A 15,503-nucleotide genomic window follows, 5' to 3' on the forward strand; every position below is an offset into this window, starting at 1 on the left:
CTCTACCGAAATTATTGTAAAAACTTCTCTTTAAAGAATTTTAATTGATATTCTAATGTGATAGGGTCATTAAAGTAAAACGCATTACCATTGATTTCGAATAAATGACCTTTTTTCACAGCCTCTAAATCTTTATACCAGCCTGCATCTGTAATAGAAGACTCTTGGCCATTAAAAGTACTAAAGATTACATAGTCGCCTGCGTATTCATTTAAAACTTCACTAGAAATAGCGAAATAACCTGGTTTCAATGCATCCTCTTTCACTTTTTCAGGCATGTTTAAACCCATTTCTTGATATAAAATTTCAGTTCCACGACCCCAATTATCGCCATAAACATACATCTGTTTGTTAAACATTTCAGCAACCGTTACTGTTGCATCGTCACCAATTTTTGCTTTAATTTCTTTTCCTGCTTCAGCAGCGCGTTGTTTAAAATCGGCTACCCATTTCGTTGCTTCATCTTCTTTGTTTACAACTTTACCAATCTCAATAAATTGTTGTAAATAATCGACTTTACCATAAGTAAATAACACTGTCGGTGCAATTTCCGCTAATTTATCGGCATTTTCAATACCATTTAAACCAATAATTAAATCTGGATCAAGCTCAATGATTTTTTCAATATCCGTATTTTCAACTACCACTGCATCTTTAATAGCCTCTTTAAAGTTTGGATTATCTGCTGCCCATGAATCTACACCAACAACATTGACACCAAGTTGCATTAAATCCCCAACAAATGACGATAACACGACTACGCGTTGAGGATTAGCAGGTACTTCAATTGGACCTGTTTCAGATTGATAGGTAATCGTTTCTGCTGATGAAGATGCATTGGTGCCCTCATCTTCTTTCTTTGCACTATCTTCTTTATTGCCGCATGCTGCAAGAACAAGTACGACAAGCATAAACATTGGTAAAAGCCACTTTTTCATTTGGATATCCCCTTTAAGTTGTTTGTAATAAGTTGTATGTAATGCACATCGGTTTGTTCGTTCGTGGATCTTTTCCAATGACTGCATCAATATGAAACACTTTTTGTAATACTTCAGGTACAATGACTTCTTCAGCTGTACCGAATTTCACAAGCTCACCTTGTGACAGCGCCACAATATAATCGGAAAAACGGGCTGCTTGATTTAAATCATGAAGCACCATAACTATCGTGCGACCTTCCTCTTCATTGAGCTTACTTAATAATTCTAAAACCTCTAATTGATGGGCCATATCTAAATACGTCGTAGGCTCATCTAAAAAAATAATATCGGTTTCTTGTGCTAATGCCATGGCAATCCAGACACGTTGCCGCTGTCCACCAGACAAGGCATCCACGGTATGCTGACGAAACGCATCTGTTTTCGTAACCATGAGGGACCAATCAATTACTTCTTTATCTTTTTGCGATAAATTACCGAACCCCTTTTGATATGGGAATCGACCGTAAGACACAAGTTCTTCTACTGTTAAACCATGTGCACTTTCTGGACTTTGCGGCAAAATAGCGAGCTCCTTCGCCAATTCTTTCGTATGCATTTTGGCAATATTTTGACCGTCTAAAATAACCTGTCCACTGTCATGCTTCAAAATTCTTGTAATAGCCTTTAATAGCGTAGACTTGCCACAGCCATTGGAACCAATAATGGTTGTAATTTTTCCATCTGGAATTTGTAATGATAAATCATGCACAATGGTTTTATTGTCATAGCCAACACGAATCGATTCAATTTGTAAACGCAAAACATACCCTCACTTTCTTTTTAAGAATACACATGATATGATAGCAATAAAGCGATATTGATAATCATTATCACTACAGATAGTCTAGTTTTCCTATAAGTATTTGTCAAATACTTTTTTAATATTTTTTTAAGGATGTGGCGATACAAGTGCAAGATATATACGATGTGACGATTATAGGTGGTGGGCCCGCGGGCTTATATAGTGCGTTTTATAGTGGATTACGAGGATTAAAAACAAAATTATTAGAAAGTCAGGAGCAATTAGGTGGGAAGGTCTTACTTTATCCTGAAAAACTAATTTGGGATATTGGTGGTCATCCCCCTATTTTAGGTGAGCAATTTGTTAAACAACTGATTGCCCAAGCGAAAACATTCGATCCAACCATGTTAACTGGCACAAAGGTCGACTTTATCGAACGACTAGGTGAACTATTTGTTTTACATACTGCACATGGTGAGAAACATTATTCAAAAACAATTCTTTTAGCTATCGGTGGCGGCATTATTAACCCTCAAAAACTGACGCTAGAAGGTGCTGAAAAATACGAAATGTCAAATTTGCACTATACAGTTCAGTCCTATAAGCGGTTTGTTGATAAGGAAATCATTATATCAGGTGGTGGCAATGCTGCAATTGATTGGGCAGTAGAGCTTAGCCCAATTGCTAAAAATGTTACGGTTGTATACCGGAAAGATAACCTTTCAGCTCATGAAGCAACGGTGAAAGAGGCCATCGATGCTGGTGTTCAAATCGAATGCAACACAACAATTACAAAACTTTCAGCAAATATTGATAAAACAGCTATTGAATTTGTGACTTGTCAAAATTCGCAATCACAACAAAGCTATACACGGCAAATTGATGAAGTAATTGTTAGTCATGGCTACAATCGGGAAGCATCATTGACATTTGATGAGGCCATATCCATTCGTAAAAAGGATGACTATTATTTTGAGGGTAAAGCAACTGGTGAAACTGCACAACCAGGCATTTTCGCAGCAGGCGATATATTATCGTTTGAAGGTAAAATCCATCTTTTACTTGGCACGTTCCAAGATGCTGCCAATGCCGTGAACTCAATCAAAACGTATTTAGAACCAAGCGCTCATCGGAACGCCGTTGTTTCTTCCCATAACGAAGTCTTTAAAGAAAAAAACCGCTCCATTATTGAAAACAGCTTGTTAAGATAAAATAGAAAAAGTGTTAGATTGACTCCAGCAATCTAACACTTTTTTATGCGAACGATGGTGTCCCGCTTTGACAGGGATTTGTTCTAACCTATCGGCGATTTATGGACTTCTATCGGCGAATTCTTTAGGTTTATCGGCGATTCACGAGCTTCTATCAGCGATTTCCTATGGTTTATCGGCGATTCATGGACTTCTATCGGCGATTGGCCACTCTTGCTAACAGTTATATCCATGCCTTTATCTAAATGTGGAAAAGTTACACGATATTAATCATTTAAACCTTTACCATCGAGAATATGTTGCGTATATTTTTCAATTCTAGAGACGCGCGTTTTAGCTTGCTTCGCCTGAGAAAAATAAAAAATATAGGCTCTTTGGCGACCAGGTGTTAAGGCTTCAAATGCTATTTTCAAGGCAGGAAGTTCATCGAATTTCGCTTGCAGTTCTTCGGGCATTTCGTAATCTTCATGCGTTTTTAACGCCACGACCAGCCCTGCTTTTTCAATTTCAATTGCTTGTTGAATATAGGCTTTTAAGTCGCTTTCCATTGCCATAATTTCTTGGACATTTGTAAAGCGAATTTGGCGTGCCGCTTGCACATTTTCCGTTTGTTGAATAAGAATTCCTTTTGAATCCTTTAACAACGCACCCTTATGGAACAACAGGGCACAGTATTTTTTAAATCCATGAATTAATACGACATTCTTATTGTCCACTGTATAGCAAGGGTGCATCCACTTATAATCTTCTGTCAGTCCACAGTCCAAAACGATATTTCTTAACGCAACATATTCTTCTTGCCACGTTTTTGCTTTACGAATAAAGTCATCTACCTTAGGATTTGTTTTCTTTATTGTCAAAACCAAACACCCCTTATTAATCATTTCCTATTCCAATTGATTAATAATAAGACATTCATTGGGCTGTTGTCTAGCTACAGTTCATCATCACTATCATTGCTCATTCTTATTCCAATTTAATTTCCCTATGTAAAAAATCCTTATACTATTTTCGCTCAAAAAAATAGAGGGTAAATATATTTTATCCTCTATTAATAAGCCATTATCAACTATTTACTTTTTAAGTACTCTCTATCGTTAATTGAAACCATCGCCCAAAAGTAGCCTTATTGTATAAGTACTATTAATCTTCAACTAGGTTCTAAATAGACTAAATAAAGATCCCATTTGTCTCAACATATTCACTCCACTTGTGATAGTGTCAGCGTGCCCCTTCATGGCACTTAGATTATCTGCTAAATTTCCAAAGCGAGAAATTCGGGGCTGTTGATTATTGTACGAGCTAGGTTGTGGACGCATATTTTGCATCATCGGATCAAAACTTTGTCTATACCTTCTTGGTACTGGCCTTCTTCTAGGATTCGGCGAATAATATGGCATCAATTCACCTCCTATACATAAATCGTTTACTATAGTATACGTCTTGTTTTTTTTATTGTTTAGACATTTGAAGACATTACAGCAAAATAAATAATATAAACGATACCTAAAAATATATTGAAAATTAATAATGAATTCTTTGTCATCAGTTTTTTCGTATAATCCAACTCATTCCAAATTCAGGAACCATACTTTAATATTTCCATACTATACTAACAACAATAAAAAGAAGGTGTTCGTTATTCCAAATTCCAAATATCTCGATTTTTTGGCCGAATTCGGTGTTAGTGGAGCACATCCGGGTGGTTTAGCTTTAACAAAAGAACTATTAAAGCATGAGCACATTGATAATAAACTAAAAATTTTAGATGTGGGCTGTGGTACAGGCCAAACAGCAGCCTATTTAGCTTCCAAATATCAAGCCCATGTGACGGCTATTGATAATAATGCCATCATGGTTGCGAAAGCTAAAAACAGAATGGCCAAACATCGCCTCCCCATGCAAATCATACAAGCCTCCCTTGAACATATGCCATTAGCAAATAAGCAATTCGATTTGATTATTTCTGAATCTGTGCTGTCCTTTGTCAAGAATAAACCTCAAGCACTTGATGAAATTTATCGGGTTTTACAAGACGGGGGTAAACTTATTGCCATTGAGTTTACAATTAAACAACTGCTGGATACAAAGAGTACGGAGGACATTAAACAATTTTACGGTTTTGATTCTTTATTCATGAAAAAAGATTGGGTTGCTCTATTTAAAAATGCAGGATTCCAAACGATTCGAATACGCAAAAATAAGTCCATTTCTTCAGCACCTGAATTTAACGTCTCACAACATATCGAACCAGCGCTATATCAAGTCATGGATCAACATATTGCCATGAATAACAAATATGATGGGATATTGGACTATCGAATTTACGATTGTACAAAATAGTTTAGTAGCGTATGATTGTTCACTGCGTCAAACATTCATAGCAGAAATCATACGCTTCTGTTTAAGTGGCTAAGCGTTTTTGAGGAATAAATAGGAGCGATTATCTTATTTTTTCTATAAAATGTTTTAATATTCTAGCAGTCAAACCCCAAATAGTATATTGCTCATAATCATAAAACCATTCTTCCATTGAACGAGTTCTCCATTGATACTGTGCACCGTTAACAATTTTATCAAAAGGAAAATCTAAAGAAGGCACTGGTTCAATCGAAACTAAATGCATATAAGGCTCATACTGTAATAACCAGTCTAGTGGTACTGTAAATACTTCTTCCACTTCTTGTTTGTTGTAGCCAGCAATAATTTGCTTATAATCAATGACAGCCACAAATGGGTACGTAACAAATGCAGACGACGCTACATATGGACTTAATTGTCCAACAACTTGGACTGTATTCGGGTCGATGCCTAATTCTTCATGCGTTTCTCGTAATGCCGCAGCTAATGGCGAGGCATCACTGGCGTCGATTCGCCCACCTGGAAAACTAATATCACCCGGTTGTTTTCTCATCGTCATTGATCTTACTTCAAAAAGTATGTGCCACTTTCCATCTACTTCGACAAGTGGTATTAACACCGCAGAACGAAAAGCTGTTTGCTCCCCTATAAATAAAGATTGGCTTTGTTGTAACTGATGCTTCAATTTATCTAGAAACATGAGATTTTGTTCACCTCAATAGTTTATATTCTTTTTTATCGTAACATTAAAAGATCATTGGATAAAGATTCTACTTTGAATTATTGAGTTTCAATAAAAAAATGCAGAGGAGGCTTTATTCCCCCATCTGCATAGCTTATGGTTGTAAAACAATTTTCCCGATACTTTTACGACTTTCCAGTAATGCATGTGCTTTTGCTCCATCTTCTAAAGCAAAGATGGTCGGTTGTTGTATTGTAATCATACCTTCTGTCAGCCAATCAAATAATTGTTGTGAACGGATTTTTCTTTCCTCAAATGACGTTAACACATTCCAAAGGTCTCCTCCAGTTAATGTTTTGGAAGTATCCATTAACATGCGCGGATTAATCGGCTCTGGATCTCCGCCCGACATACCGAAAAATACCACTGTACCGCCAATCTTTGTTGCCTCAAAACTATCTTGTAGTGTAGCGCCCACCGATTCATACACAACGTCCACACCTAGACCATCTGTGATTTCCTTCACTTTTTGCACCCATTGCTCTTCATATAAAAAAACTTGATCTGCGCCGATATGAGAAGCTGCCTGTGCTTTTTCTTTTGTAGAAGTAATCCCTATAACGTTAGCGCCCTTTAACTTCGCCATTTGGATTAAGTTTTGACCAACTCCACCTGCTGCTGCATGAATCAACACTGTATCCCCAGGTTGAATGGCATAGCTATCTGTTACTAAATATTGAGCCGTTAAGCCTTGTAATAAAATGGTAGCGGCCGTCTCAAAAGAGATTTCAGCTGGTAATACAATCACTTTATCGCGTGGCACTACGACCAATTCTGCATTGGCAAATGGAACATCTGCAAAGGCAATGCGGTCACCTACTTGTATATTGTGGATGTTTGCACCTACTTTTTCAACTACCCCAGCGCCCTCATAGCCCAAAATAAAAGGAGGCTGACCTACTAAATGGTAATTCCCCTTGCGTCGATAAATATCCGCAAAATTTAACCCTACTGCTTTCATGCGTACTAATATCTCATCGTCCGTCATAATCGGATCTGCTATTTCTTTGTATTGTAAAACTTCAGGACCACCGAATGTTTCAAAGACTAATGCTTTCATAATTTAACCCCTTGCTAAGTGATGTAGCACTATCTTACGCTAACGAAAAAGGGCAAGACAACTAATTTGTCTTAGCATAGCATTTGATATGGAATAAAAAGGGTTTCTAAGTTAATCATCGAATATAGCATTAATGGGGGGAATAAAAATGGAAATAACCATACAGAGAACAACAGAAGACGAAGCAACCGTTCTATTAGCGATTCAGAAAGAAGCATTTCTTGAAGATTTAACACGCTATCACGACCACGAAACAAATCCAGCAAACGAAACGATTTCAAGGCTTAGGACGAAAATTCAAAACTATACCCATTTTACAATTTGGCTTCAGGATGAAATCATAGGTGGTATTGATATTCGAGAGTTAAACAATCATGTATACCGTTTAAATAGAATCTACTTGGCAAAAGCCCAGCAAAATAAAGGATTCGGCAGTCACATTATGCACTGGGTTGAAAATCAGTTTTCTTGTGCACTGGAATGGCATTTGGATACGCCTCATCTAAATACACGAAACCATCATTTTTATGAAAAGCTCGGCTATCAAAAGGTGGGAGAACATCGAATTTCTGAAACATTACTTTTATTTGACTATGTGAAAAAAGTGGAAAAATAAATGCGAAAACAAAAAGTCAGTAGCGAATCCATCACTACTGACATCTTTATGTTCTACTTTGCTGTCAAGGAGACATTATTGGCAGTTGCCCAATTGTTGATTGGTTGGACTTTATATGTGCCACCGGACTTCAATGTCTCATCAATTACATCAAAAATACCGACCGCACCATTACGTGAAGAATAGCGATATTGCGCTTGTAATGTTGAACCATCTTCAGCTTGTAATGCCACAGAACGGCCTGCAAATAGCTCCATTCCTGGATCTTTATCGAGCGTTACTTGGAATGATGTTGCATCAATCGGTTCTACCGACTTAATCGTTAAAGGCGCCATATCCGTAGCCGTAAATGTTGGATTTTTAATTGTTGCCCAGTCAGCCGTCACCGTATATTTCGTTCCTGCCTTCATTGCTTTTCCTTCTGGTAAACGGAATTTTGGTGCCTGTCTGCCATCTGCCGCTTGTGTAAAAAGCACGTAATCTGCCTGTAGCTTGTCACCATTCTCAGCCGTCAATGTCACAACACGGTCTCGTAACGAAGAGATAACTTGATAATGCTTGCCTTTGTCGTCCTCATTGTTATCATTAACTTGGAACGACAAGTCTCCCCTTGCCTCTTTATATGCTTCAATAATATTTGCATAATCAGTTACTCCTTGCTCCTTCAATGACTCCAGTTCAAATGTATCATTGGCAACCTGCTTTGCTTGACTAATATTTATTTTTTCATCACTGCCATCAAAAGCCTTCGTTTCTCCATCTTTGTATCTTAGTGTATAAGTAGTACCAGCCTTCTGCATTGTAACCGGTACGATATACGTACTTTTAGCCCCTATTTTTAAGCGCGGTACATTGACGATCGCTAAATCATGATTAAACGAAAAATTTCTTTTGATTGTATCTAAATTTTCTACTTTCACGCCTTCTTCTGATAATGGTTCACTAAACGTTACTTGTAATGTCATAATGTTTAAAGGTTTTATTTCGGTAATTTGAACTGCTTGTTCACTATCATTTTTCATATTTTGCTGCGTTTGCCCTTGCTGTGTTTCCGTCTGTTTATTAAAAAAATTACATCCCGATAGTGTTAACAAAGCTATTAACAAAATAGGTGTGATAATACGCCATTTGTTTATCATTTGGATAACTCCCCCTTCAAGTATTAGTCGTTCCTCCATAACCATTCTTGCCCATGCCGTATCATTGTTATACTTGCCTATCTTTGTCCCCTAGTATGGCCTTTATCTAGAAATAAAAAATAGTATGCAAGAATAATTCCAAGCATACTATCTTCAAAAGCTATTTAGTTCAATTCATGTTTATTTCTTTTCATTATTTTTAGCACGATTTCAATTAATACAACTACAATCAATGACAGACCAAATAACGGCATGATAACACCTAGTAGTATCATAATGACAATAAAAGGAATCGAAATTTTTGGTGATAGTTGAGGTGGCGCGGACAGTAATCCTTTTTTCTTGCGCAACAACCACGTTCGGAATCCCCAAAAAATGACGCCTAGAAATGCGACACAAACTAGTAAGTTTAATAATTTGTTAGGCCAGCCAAATAAATGACCTTCATGCAGTGGAATTCCCCATGTAAACCATTTCGCTAAAATACCATAGTCGTCATAGCTTACTTTAGAAATAAATTCACCGCTATATTGATCAAAGTACATCGTCGCTTCGTCATAAGGACTAACATCTAACCCTGTTACACCTGTGTTACTTGATTTTGCCACCGTAAATACACCATCATCACTTGACGGATAAATAATAGAATATGGTTTTGTAATACCATTTGCCTCAATTTGTTGTTCAAGGCTTGCCACATTGACTTGATTTGGGTTCCGACTTATCGTTGATACGCCCATACCGTGATGCGCATGTTTAGATGAAGAAGGCGCTTCTTCTTTACGCGTCGCCCACGGAATTTCGCTTACATCAGATGTTGGCGGTTGTTGTTGTAAAAGCGGCGTACCAAATGATGGATGTTCTTGAGATGCATTTAATATGATATTTCCCATAAATGCAGACCAAGGTAAGCCAGTAAAAATAATGACAATCATCGGAATGGTAATGATTGTACCAATCAGGGCATGCCATCTTCTATTTTTTTGTCGCTTATTCGCTTGCTTTGCTTTTTTCAATACTTTTCCTTTAAATGTCATATAAAGACCGGATAGCAATAAAAAGATTGCCCAACATGCTGCTAATTCTACTAAATAGTTCACAACCGTCCCCCCTAGGAATAAGGAGCTATGCAAACTTCTTAGCGCGTTAGCAAATGTGTAGATTGGATCTTGATGACCAACGATTTGATTATTGTCATCTAAAAACAAATATCGTTGAACACCTTCAGCATTCGTCATCGTTAATCGTGTATTGTAAGGTTCTTCTAATTCAATAATTTTCGTCGTCGAATAGCCTGCAAACGCCGCTTCTGCTTGTTGAACACCTTCATCAATTGTTAATTTTTCGGTTTTACCACTATCGCCAAAGAAATAATCTTCATATAAATGATTTTCAACATTTGTATAAAACAAATACCCTATACCACTTAATGTCAGTGTAATGAGCAGTGGCGTAATAAATAATGCAGCATAAAAATGCATTCGCCAAAAACTTGAATAGGTAGCATTTTTCATTTCTTGTTCCCCAATCTGTTAATATAAAAGCTAATTTATTATATAAAACAAAAGTGAAATAAGAATGAAGTCCTAGCAAAATTTTAATAAAAATAAAAAAGCTACGTCTACATCCATAAATCAGATGGTTGAAGTAGCTTTTTATTATATTAACCAATTAATTCTTTTCTGACATTGCAATAAGCCGTATATATGTCTGCATGATGCGCTTTATCTTGCTCGAAAAAATGCTCGACAAGTTCCTTTAATGTTTTTCTAGCCCCATCAAATGGCATTTGCATAATTTCATATTTAAAAAGATGTTCATAGTACGCGATGACTTGAGGATTCAAATGGTCACTCCTTTATGTTTAGCATAAAAAAAACATCTTTCTCTTTAGAAAGATGCCTACTATGACAAATGACGAAAGCTTACTATTGATCATAGTAGCCACCCGTTTTTAGTAAAGGAAGGTCTCCTGCTGATGTTTACCATCCCATTATCGTGAAACGAGCTCCCTTTTCGGGTGCGGGACCGCGTCGACTTTGCACCGATCCAAATCGAAATGCCGATTGATACCTCTATTTTATTATTTCATTTTTATGATTATTCCATTTGTCGTTTATGTACATTGACACTACAACTATAGATTACTACTATTTAATGTAACATATTTTTACAATAAATACATTTTAAAGAAATATCTAACTTTTATTGAAGCAGGTTGCAACAAAGGCTATTTTTTTTGCAACAAAACGAAAAATTATCGTACGTTCTGACAAATGTTGCTACGATAAAATCAGGAAGGAGAACAAATGAAATTCAACTATATTTGGAAAAATAATCACTCAACTTCAGAAATTGATATTATTAGTAACCCATTAAATAAAGAATGGCTTTCAACATTGGAACAGCAAGTTGCACAACCTATTACATTTAACGCAACTGATTTCAAAACAAATCGCCAAGTGATGATTGCGCTTAATCAGATCGAAGCGATAGAAGCATCAGGTCATTTTACGAAAGTCTATTTACTAGACGGGACAGAGCTTTTGCTGAATAAATCTTAAAGGAATTAGCGTACTTGGAATCATTTCATTTAGTTAGAATCAACAATTCGATCATTTTGAATTTGAAGCAAATCCAGTCATTTGCTTCGGGAAGTCATGCAAGGTTGGAAGTAATCACGAAACAACAACATAAGTATATTGTCAGTAGACATTATGCAAAATCCATTAAGGAGAAATTAAAATGATAAAAGACTTAAAAAATAGCTTTTTATCGACTACATTTTGGGGGTTAATTTTGATTGTCTTTTTAATGACTATTTTTAATCTCCACCATGAAATGGTCAACTTCTTATACATTTGGAATTTAATTGGTATTAGCGTACTAATGGGGATTGTGTTTGGTATCGCTTATCCATACTTGTGGAACTACTCTACATTAAAAGTAACTTCTAAAATAACGATTAGTACTTTATTGAACTTTTGCTGCAGCGTAAGCAGTATCTATCTTTTATCACTGAAAGTATTTGAATTTATCAAACCTTATTTGTTGGTCATTTTAGTCATCACGTTAATCGGTCATATTATCGGATTTTATTTTTTCTCAAAATATGAAAATAAAAAAATAGCGGCTAGTTTAAATAGCTCGCTAGAACAGTAAGGAGACGGAAAAATGAACCTTGACACTAGTTTACAAGTACTATTAAATGATATTGCGCACAAACAAAAAAAGGGGCTTCCTTTTATTATGGCATCCATTTTTATATGGGGCGTGATTACAACCATCACAATGCTACCTTTAGATTTAATGATTAAAAATATCGGCGTTTTATCTTGTGGTGCATTGCTATTTCCTGTTTCAATAGGTTGTGCCAAAATCTTAAAAGTCGATTTATTTTATAAAGAAAATCCTTTGATAAATGGACTATTAATTGCCACAAACAATCAAATCTTATATTTAATTATTTGTATTCTATTATTAATAAAAGCTCCTATGTGGGTTTTACCTGCTTACGCAATTATTTATGGTGCTCATTTATTACCATATTCTTTCTTTTATCAATCAAAAAATTATCGCTATAGTTCCATTTTTATTTGTCTCGCTATTTTCATCGGCTTACTGTTCTTGCATGTAAATATCGTTTTTATCCCGCTCATCGTAGAAATCGGTGTACTCTTCTTATTTTTTATGCTGAAAAAGGAAATAACAAGCTAGTCTAGCAATCATTAGACTAGCTTGTTATTTTATATCCCTTTCTTCAGAAATATTATGAAAGCCACCGTCATTCATTCATTCATGGCAACTAGTTTTTTTATCCAATTGCGATCAGCTACATCCTTTATGCACTTCAGTACTTGTAATGCAATTTTTGGTACTTCGTTTGAATTCAACACCGTGACATAGAGTCAAATAAAAAATGAGTTCGGTGCTCCACCGAACTCATTTTTGAAAGCACCAAATAAAGTAAAGGATAATTTGAAGTATTTGAAGTTTTCCTTTTAGATGAATTTTCTTTAGGATTTTTCTAAATCCTTATTAATTAATTGTTGATTTACCCAATTGCGATCCGAAACTTGTTGAATGCGCTTCAATACTTCATTTGCAACTTCTTCAAAATCTCCATCTGTCTTTGCTTCCTCATAATAAAACCAACACTCTCTAGGATCGATCTCTTCTTTTAATCTAAAACGGTCATTAAGATTTGTATCATGTGCCGTTACTTTGTTTGGAGGAACCTCTTCTCCCCAACTCATTGTTACACCATATTTTCCACAATTAGATAATTCTACCAAAAAGCCACCATAACGATTAAATTGAAAAGTAACTAAGTCTGTATTTTCTTCATTTTGCCTTCTGAAATGCGGAAAAGTGCCTTTAAAACCATGTTCTCTTAAATAAGGCACTACTCGTTTTTTTAACGCCTTAATCATTAGTAGACGACTATTGGATAAGCTCATAATCTCTACCCCTCCAACCAAATTAGAAATGAGTCCGGTGCCTCACCGAACTCATTTATGAAAGCACCGATAAATGATATAGTTGATTTTTCATTTGCGATTATTCCCAATCCTCGTTTAATGAAACTAGTTTTTTTATCCAATTGTAATCAGAAACACCTTGTATACGAATTTGTACTTTTGATGCTACTTGTTCAAAATCTTCGTCTGTCTTTGCTTCCTCATAATAAAACCAAGGGTCATTATAACCAGTTTTCTTTGTATTTTCCCTCAGTCTACAACGATCATTTAAATTTAGATCATATGTAGTTACTTTGTTTGCTGGAATTTTCTGTCCCCAACTCGTTGTGAAACCATCTTTCCCACATATAGCTACTTCTACCACAAAAGAGCCACCATAACGATTGAATTGAAAAGTAATGACATCCATATGCTCTTCATTTTGTCTTCTAAAATGTGGAAACGAGCCTTTGAAACCATGTTCTCTTAAGTAAGGTACTACTAGTTTTTTTAATGCTTTTATCATTAATAGACGACTATCGGATAATCTCATCTGTATCCCTCCAACTTTAGTTTTTTTGAACGATTTTTAAATTCACGGTTTAATATAAGCATATAAAATTAATCATAAATTTTATAAGGAATTCCTTTCGATTTCAAATACTTTAACACAGCTTTACTTGCACCTACCTTACCTGTTTGATCACTTCTAAAGAAATGCCATTTCGCTCCTTTAATATGCTTTGCATCGCCAGTCGTACCATTAACTAAAAGATAGTCTTTATCAATCTGATTTTTGACAAATGAGGTTAGTGTTACATACCCTACTTTTGACTCGTGGGCTATACCAGAAGTATCAAGGACATCTATAATTCTTCTACCTAAATCAGTTCTTTTAGGAACTTGTCTATCCTTAAATTTCACCAAAGTTTCTAAATATTTCTCCCCAGCTGTACCACTACTAAAAGATTTTTTTGCATGTTTTGCCGCAGATTTTGTTATTTCTTTACCTGATCTTTTGGAAATAAATTTAATTGCACCGCCAATTAGACGGACAACTACACTTACTACAGATGCGTGGGCATCATTTTCTGATATCGTTATTTGTTTTCCAGTAGTTCTGTCAACTAAAATAACTTTAAATTGCTCTGTCGTATTTTCTACTATTTCAACTTCGTAATCAGCTTTTTCAACTTTATCACCATAAGCCATTTCAGAGCTAACGGTCATGCTATTACCATCTAAGGTTGAAGCAATGATTAAAGTTGATGTATATTCATCTGTCGAAATATCTAATTGAAACGCAATGCCATGACTGTCTAGGTTTGCAATAGACGTCTTTATTTTTTGTGCATCGTCCCCAAAAATAGCTGTCATTTCATCATTGAAACTTGTGAGTAAATCGGACTTAATTTCTTCTACAATTTCAGGTTCCGTTAACAAGCTATCTAGCAATTCACCATCATGGAGTAAAATATGTAAAGTCGGGTCATTCAAAGAAATTAAATCAACTATTTTCTCATCATGTAAATAAGATTGCACGACATGATCATAGGCTAATATTTCGTTTATTAGCAGAGGGTCTTCTACAATAGTTTTGATAATATTTTCATTTTCAAATAGTTTCTTTACTAGTGTAGAATTTTCAGCAATTGCACGTACAAGAGCTTCACTGTTCAACATTTCGCTTACTAAAATGTTGTCTTGGGCAATCGCATGGACGATACTGTCATTTTCAAAAAGTTCATTGACTAAACTAGAATCTTCCGCAAGTAAACGGGCTACGCCGTCACTTTGAATTATTTTGTTTACTAAAGCACTGTCTTCAGTAATTGTATTGGAAACTTCTTTGTTTTTTAATATTTCACTAACTAAACTCGATTGTTCTGCGATTGAATTAACAACTACGGCTTGTGCTAATAGTTCATGCACAAGTCCCGATTCGGCGACTAGTTCCTCTACAACACCACTATTAGCCAAAATTTCTGCTGATATGTCTGAAGTTTGTGTAATCGATTCTATATATTCTTCAGATGTAAAAAATTCACTAAGTAATTGCTCAATCGATTCTGGATATTCTACATCGGCATTATATTTGTTAGCAGCCGCAACGCTACTTGGTAGCACAGATAGATTAGAAACAATTAACGCTAGTGCAATGTACAAACTAATTATTTTTCTCATATTCCCTT

Annotated in this window: 19 protein-coding genes; 7 read left to right on the forward strand and 12 right to left on the reverse strand. The window is 35.7% G+C overall.

Annotation, left to right across the window (positions count from 1 at the left end; all coding sequences use genetic code 11):
* Positions 1 to 11: 11 nt before the first annotated feature.
* Together ACIQXI_RS07065 and ACIQXI_RS07070 are read right to left on the reverse strand one after the other, a co-directional pair.
* A complete protein-coding gene (locus ACIQXI_RS07065; RefSeq protein ID WP_402922936.1) occupies positions 12 to 938 on the reverse strand; it encodes an iron-hydroxamate ABC transporter substrate-binding protein in 927 nt (308 codons plus the stop codon).
* Between the two features lie 13 nt (positions 939 to 951).
* Positions 952 to 1,740, reverse strand: a complete 789-nt coding sequence (locus ACIQXI_RS07070; protein WP_402922938.1) for an ABC transporter ATP-binding protein — start codon at positions 1,738 to 1,740, stop codon at positions 952 to 954.
* A gap of 149 nt (positions 1,741 to 1,889) precedes the next feature.
* On the opposite strand from ACIQXI_RS07070, the gene ACIQXI_RS07075 reads away from it, so the two are divergent.
* Positions 1,890 to 2,933 (forward strand): NAD(P)/FAD-dependent oxidoreductase, encoded by a 1,044-nt coding sequence (locus ACIQXI_RS07075; RefSeq protein WP_402922940.1) that lies wholly within the window; start codon positions 1,890 to 1,892, stop codon positions 2,931 to 2,933.
* Positions 2,934 to 3,199: 266 nt separating this feature from the next.
* Here the strand turns inward: ACIQXI_RS07075 and ACIQXI_RS07080 are convergent, their stop codons facing one another.
* Together ACIQXI_RS07080 and ACIQXI_RS07085 are read right to left on the reverse strand one after the other, a co-directional pair.
* Complete coding sequence (locus tag ACIQXI_RS07080; protein ID WP_402922942.1) at positions 3,200 to 3,793, reverse strand: YdeI/OmpD-associated family protein; 594 nt, start codon at positions 3,791 to 3,793, stop codon at positions 3,200 to 3,202.
* Positions 3,794 to 4,087: 294 nt separating this feature from the next.
* Positions 4,088 to 4,333 carry a hypothetical protein gene (locus ACIQXI_RS07085; protein WP_402922944.1) on the reverse strand — a complete coding sequence of 82 codons (246 nt, stop codon included), beginning with the start codon at positions 4,331 to 4,333 and terminating at the stop codon, positions 4,088 to 4,090.
* A gap of 232 nt (positions 4,334 to 4,565) precedes the next feature.
* Here ACIQXI_RS07085 and ACIQXI_RS07090 point away from each other — a divergent pair, with 232 nt between their 5' ends.
* Positions 4,566 to 5,276, forward strand: a complete 711-nt coding sequence (locus ACIQXI_RS07090; protein WP_402922946.1) for a class I SAM-dependent methyltransferase — start codon at positions 4,566 to 4,568, stop codon at positions 5,274 to 5,276.
* Positions 5,277 to 5,376: 100 nt separating this feature from the next.
* On the opposite strand, the gene ACIQXI_RS07095 is transcribed toward ACIQXI_RS07090, so the two are convergent.
* A complete protein-coding gene (locus tag ACIQXI_RS07095) occupies positions 5,377 to 5,994 on the reverse strand; it encodes an NUDIX hydrolase (protein WP_402922948.1) in 618 nt (205 codons plus the stop codon).
* 136 nt (positions 5,995 to 6,130) lie between these two features.
* Positions 6,131 to 7,096: a quinone oxidoreductase family protein gene (locus ACIQXI_RS07100; RefSeq protein WP_402922950.1), complete on the reverse strand. Its 966-nt coding sequence runs from the start codon at positions 7,094 to 7,096 to the stop codon at positions 6,131 to 6,133.
* Positions 7,097 to 7,244: 148 nt separating this feature from the next.
* Between ACIQXI_RS07100 and ACIQXI_RS07105 the strand changes: the two genes are divergently transcribed.
* Positions 7,245 to 7,712 (forward strand): GNAT family N-acetyltransferase, encoded by a 468-nt coding sequence (locus ACIQXI_RS07105; protein WP_402922952.1) that lies wholly within the window; start codon positions 7,245 to 7,247, stop codon positions 7,710 to 7,712.
* 53 nt (positions 7,713 to 7,765) lie between these two features.
* On the opposite strand, the gene ACIQXI_RS07110 is transcribed toward ACIQXI_RS07105, so the two are convergent.
* The 3 genes from ACIQXI_RS07110 to ACIQXI_RS07120 form a co-directional block, all read right to left on the reverse strand.
* Complete coding sequence (locus ACIQXI_RS07110) at positions 7,766 to 8,851, reverse strand: hypothetical protein (protein WP_402922954.1); 1,086 nt, start codon at positions 8,849 to 8,851, stop codon at positions 7,766 to 7,768.
* A 164-nt stretch (positions 8,852 to 9,015) separates the two neighbouring features.
* Positions 9,016 to 10,365 carry a PepSY-associated TM helix domain-containing protein gene (locus ACIQXI_RS07115; RefSeq protein WP_402922956.1) on the reverse strand — a complete coding sequence of 450 codons (1,350 nt, stop codon included), beginning with the start codon at positions 10,363 to 10,365 and terminating at the stop codon, positions 9,016 to 9,018.
* A 149-nt stretch (positions 10,366 to 10,514) separates the two neighbouring features.
* Positions 10,515 to 10,697, reverse strand: coding sequence for a hypothetical protein (locus ACIQXI_RS07120; RefSeq protein ID WP_402922958.1), 183 nt, complete (start codon positions 10,695 to 10,697; stop codon positions 10,515 to 10,517).
* A gap of 463 nt (positions 10,698 to 11,160) precedes the next feature.
* Here ACIQXI_RS07120 and ACIQXI_RS07125 point away from each other — a divergent pair, with 463 nt between their 5' ends.
* The 4 genes from ACIQXI_RS07125 to ACIQXI_RS07140 are packed head-to-tail and all read left to right on the forward strand — an operon-like array spanning position 11,161 to position 12,568.
* Complete coding sequence (locus tag ACIQXI_RS07125; RefSeq protein WP_402922960.1) at positions 11,161 to 11,415, forward strand: hypothetical protein; 255 nt, start codon at positions 11,161 to 11,163, stop codon at positions 11,413 to 11,415.
* A 14-nt stretch (positions 11,416 to 11,429) separates the two neighbouring features.
* Positions 11,430 to 11,600, forward strand: a complete 171-nt coding sequence (locus ACIQXI_RS07130; RefSeq protein ID WP_402922962.1) for a LytTR family transcriptional regulator DNA-binding domain-containing protein — start codon at positions 11,430 to 11,432, stop codon at positions 11,598 to 11,600.
* Complete coding sequence (locus ACIQXI_RS07135) at positions 11,597 to 12,013, forward strand: hypothetical protein (RefSeq protein ID WP_402922964.1); 417 nt, start codon at positions 11,597 to 11,599, stop codon at positions 12,011 to 12,013. Before ACIQXI_RS07130 ends, ACIQXI_RS07135 begins: the two co-directional genes overlap by 4 nt.
* Before the next feature lie 12 nt (positions 12,014 to 12,025).
* On the forward strand, positions 12,026 to 12,568 hold the full coding sequence (locus tag ACIQXI_RS07140) for a DUF7010 family protein (RefSeq protein ID WP_402922966.1): 543 nt from the start codon (positions 12,026 to 12,028) through the stop codon (positions 12,566 to 12,568).
* Positions 12,569 to 12,867: 299 nt separating this feature from the next.
* Here the strand turns inward: ACIQXI_RS07140 and ACIQXI_RS07145 are convergent, their stop codons facing one another.
* The 3 genes from ACIQXI_RS07145 to ACIQXI_RS07155 all read right to left on the reverse strand — a co-directional run bounded on the left by ACIQXI_RS07145 (position 12,868) and on the right by ACIQXI_RS07155 (position 15,495).
* A complete protein-coding gene (locus ACIQXI_RS07145) occupies positions 12,868 to 13,311 on the reverse strand; it encodes a DUF4304 domain-containing protein (protein ID WP_402922968.1) in 444 nt (147 codons plus the stop codon).
* A gap of 100 nt (positions 13,312 to 13,411) precedes the next feature.
* Entirely contained in the window at positions 13,412 to 13,864 is a 453-nt protein-coding gene (locus ACIQXI_RS07150) for a DUF4304 domain-containing protein (protein WP_402922970.1), read from the reverse strand.
* 68 nt (positions 13,865 to 13,932) lie between these two features.
* Entirely contained in the window at positions 13,933 to 15,495 is a 1,563-nt protein-coding gene (locus ACIQXI_RS07155) for a hypothetical protein (RefSeq protein ID WP_402922972.1), read from the reverse strand.
* Positions 15,496 to 15,503: the final 8 nt, after the last annotated feature.

This window comes from Lysinibacillus sp. NPDC097195 (assembly GCF_044762075.1).
In the GTDB taxonomy this organism is placed as follows: domain Bacteria; phylum Bacillota; class Bacilli; order Bacillales_A; family Planococcaceae; genus Lysinibacillus.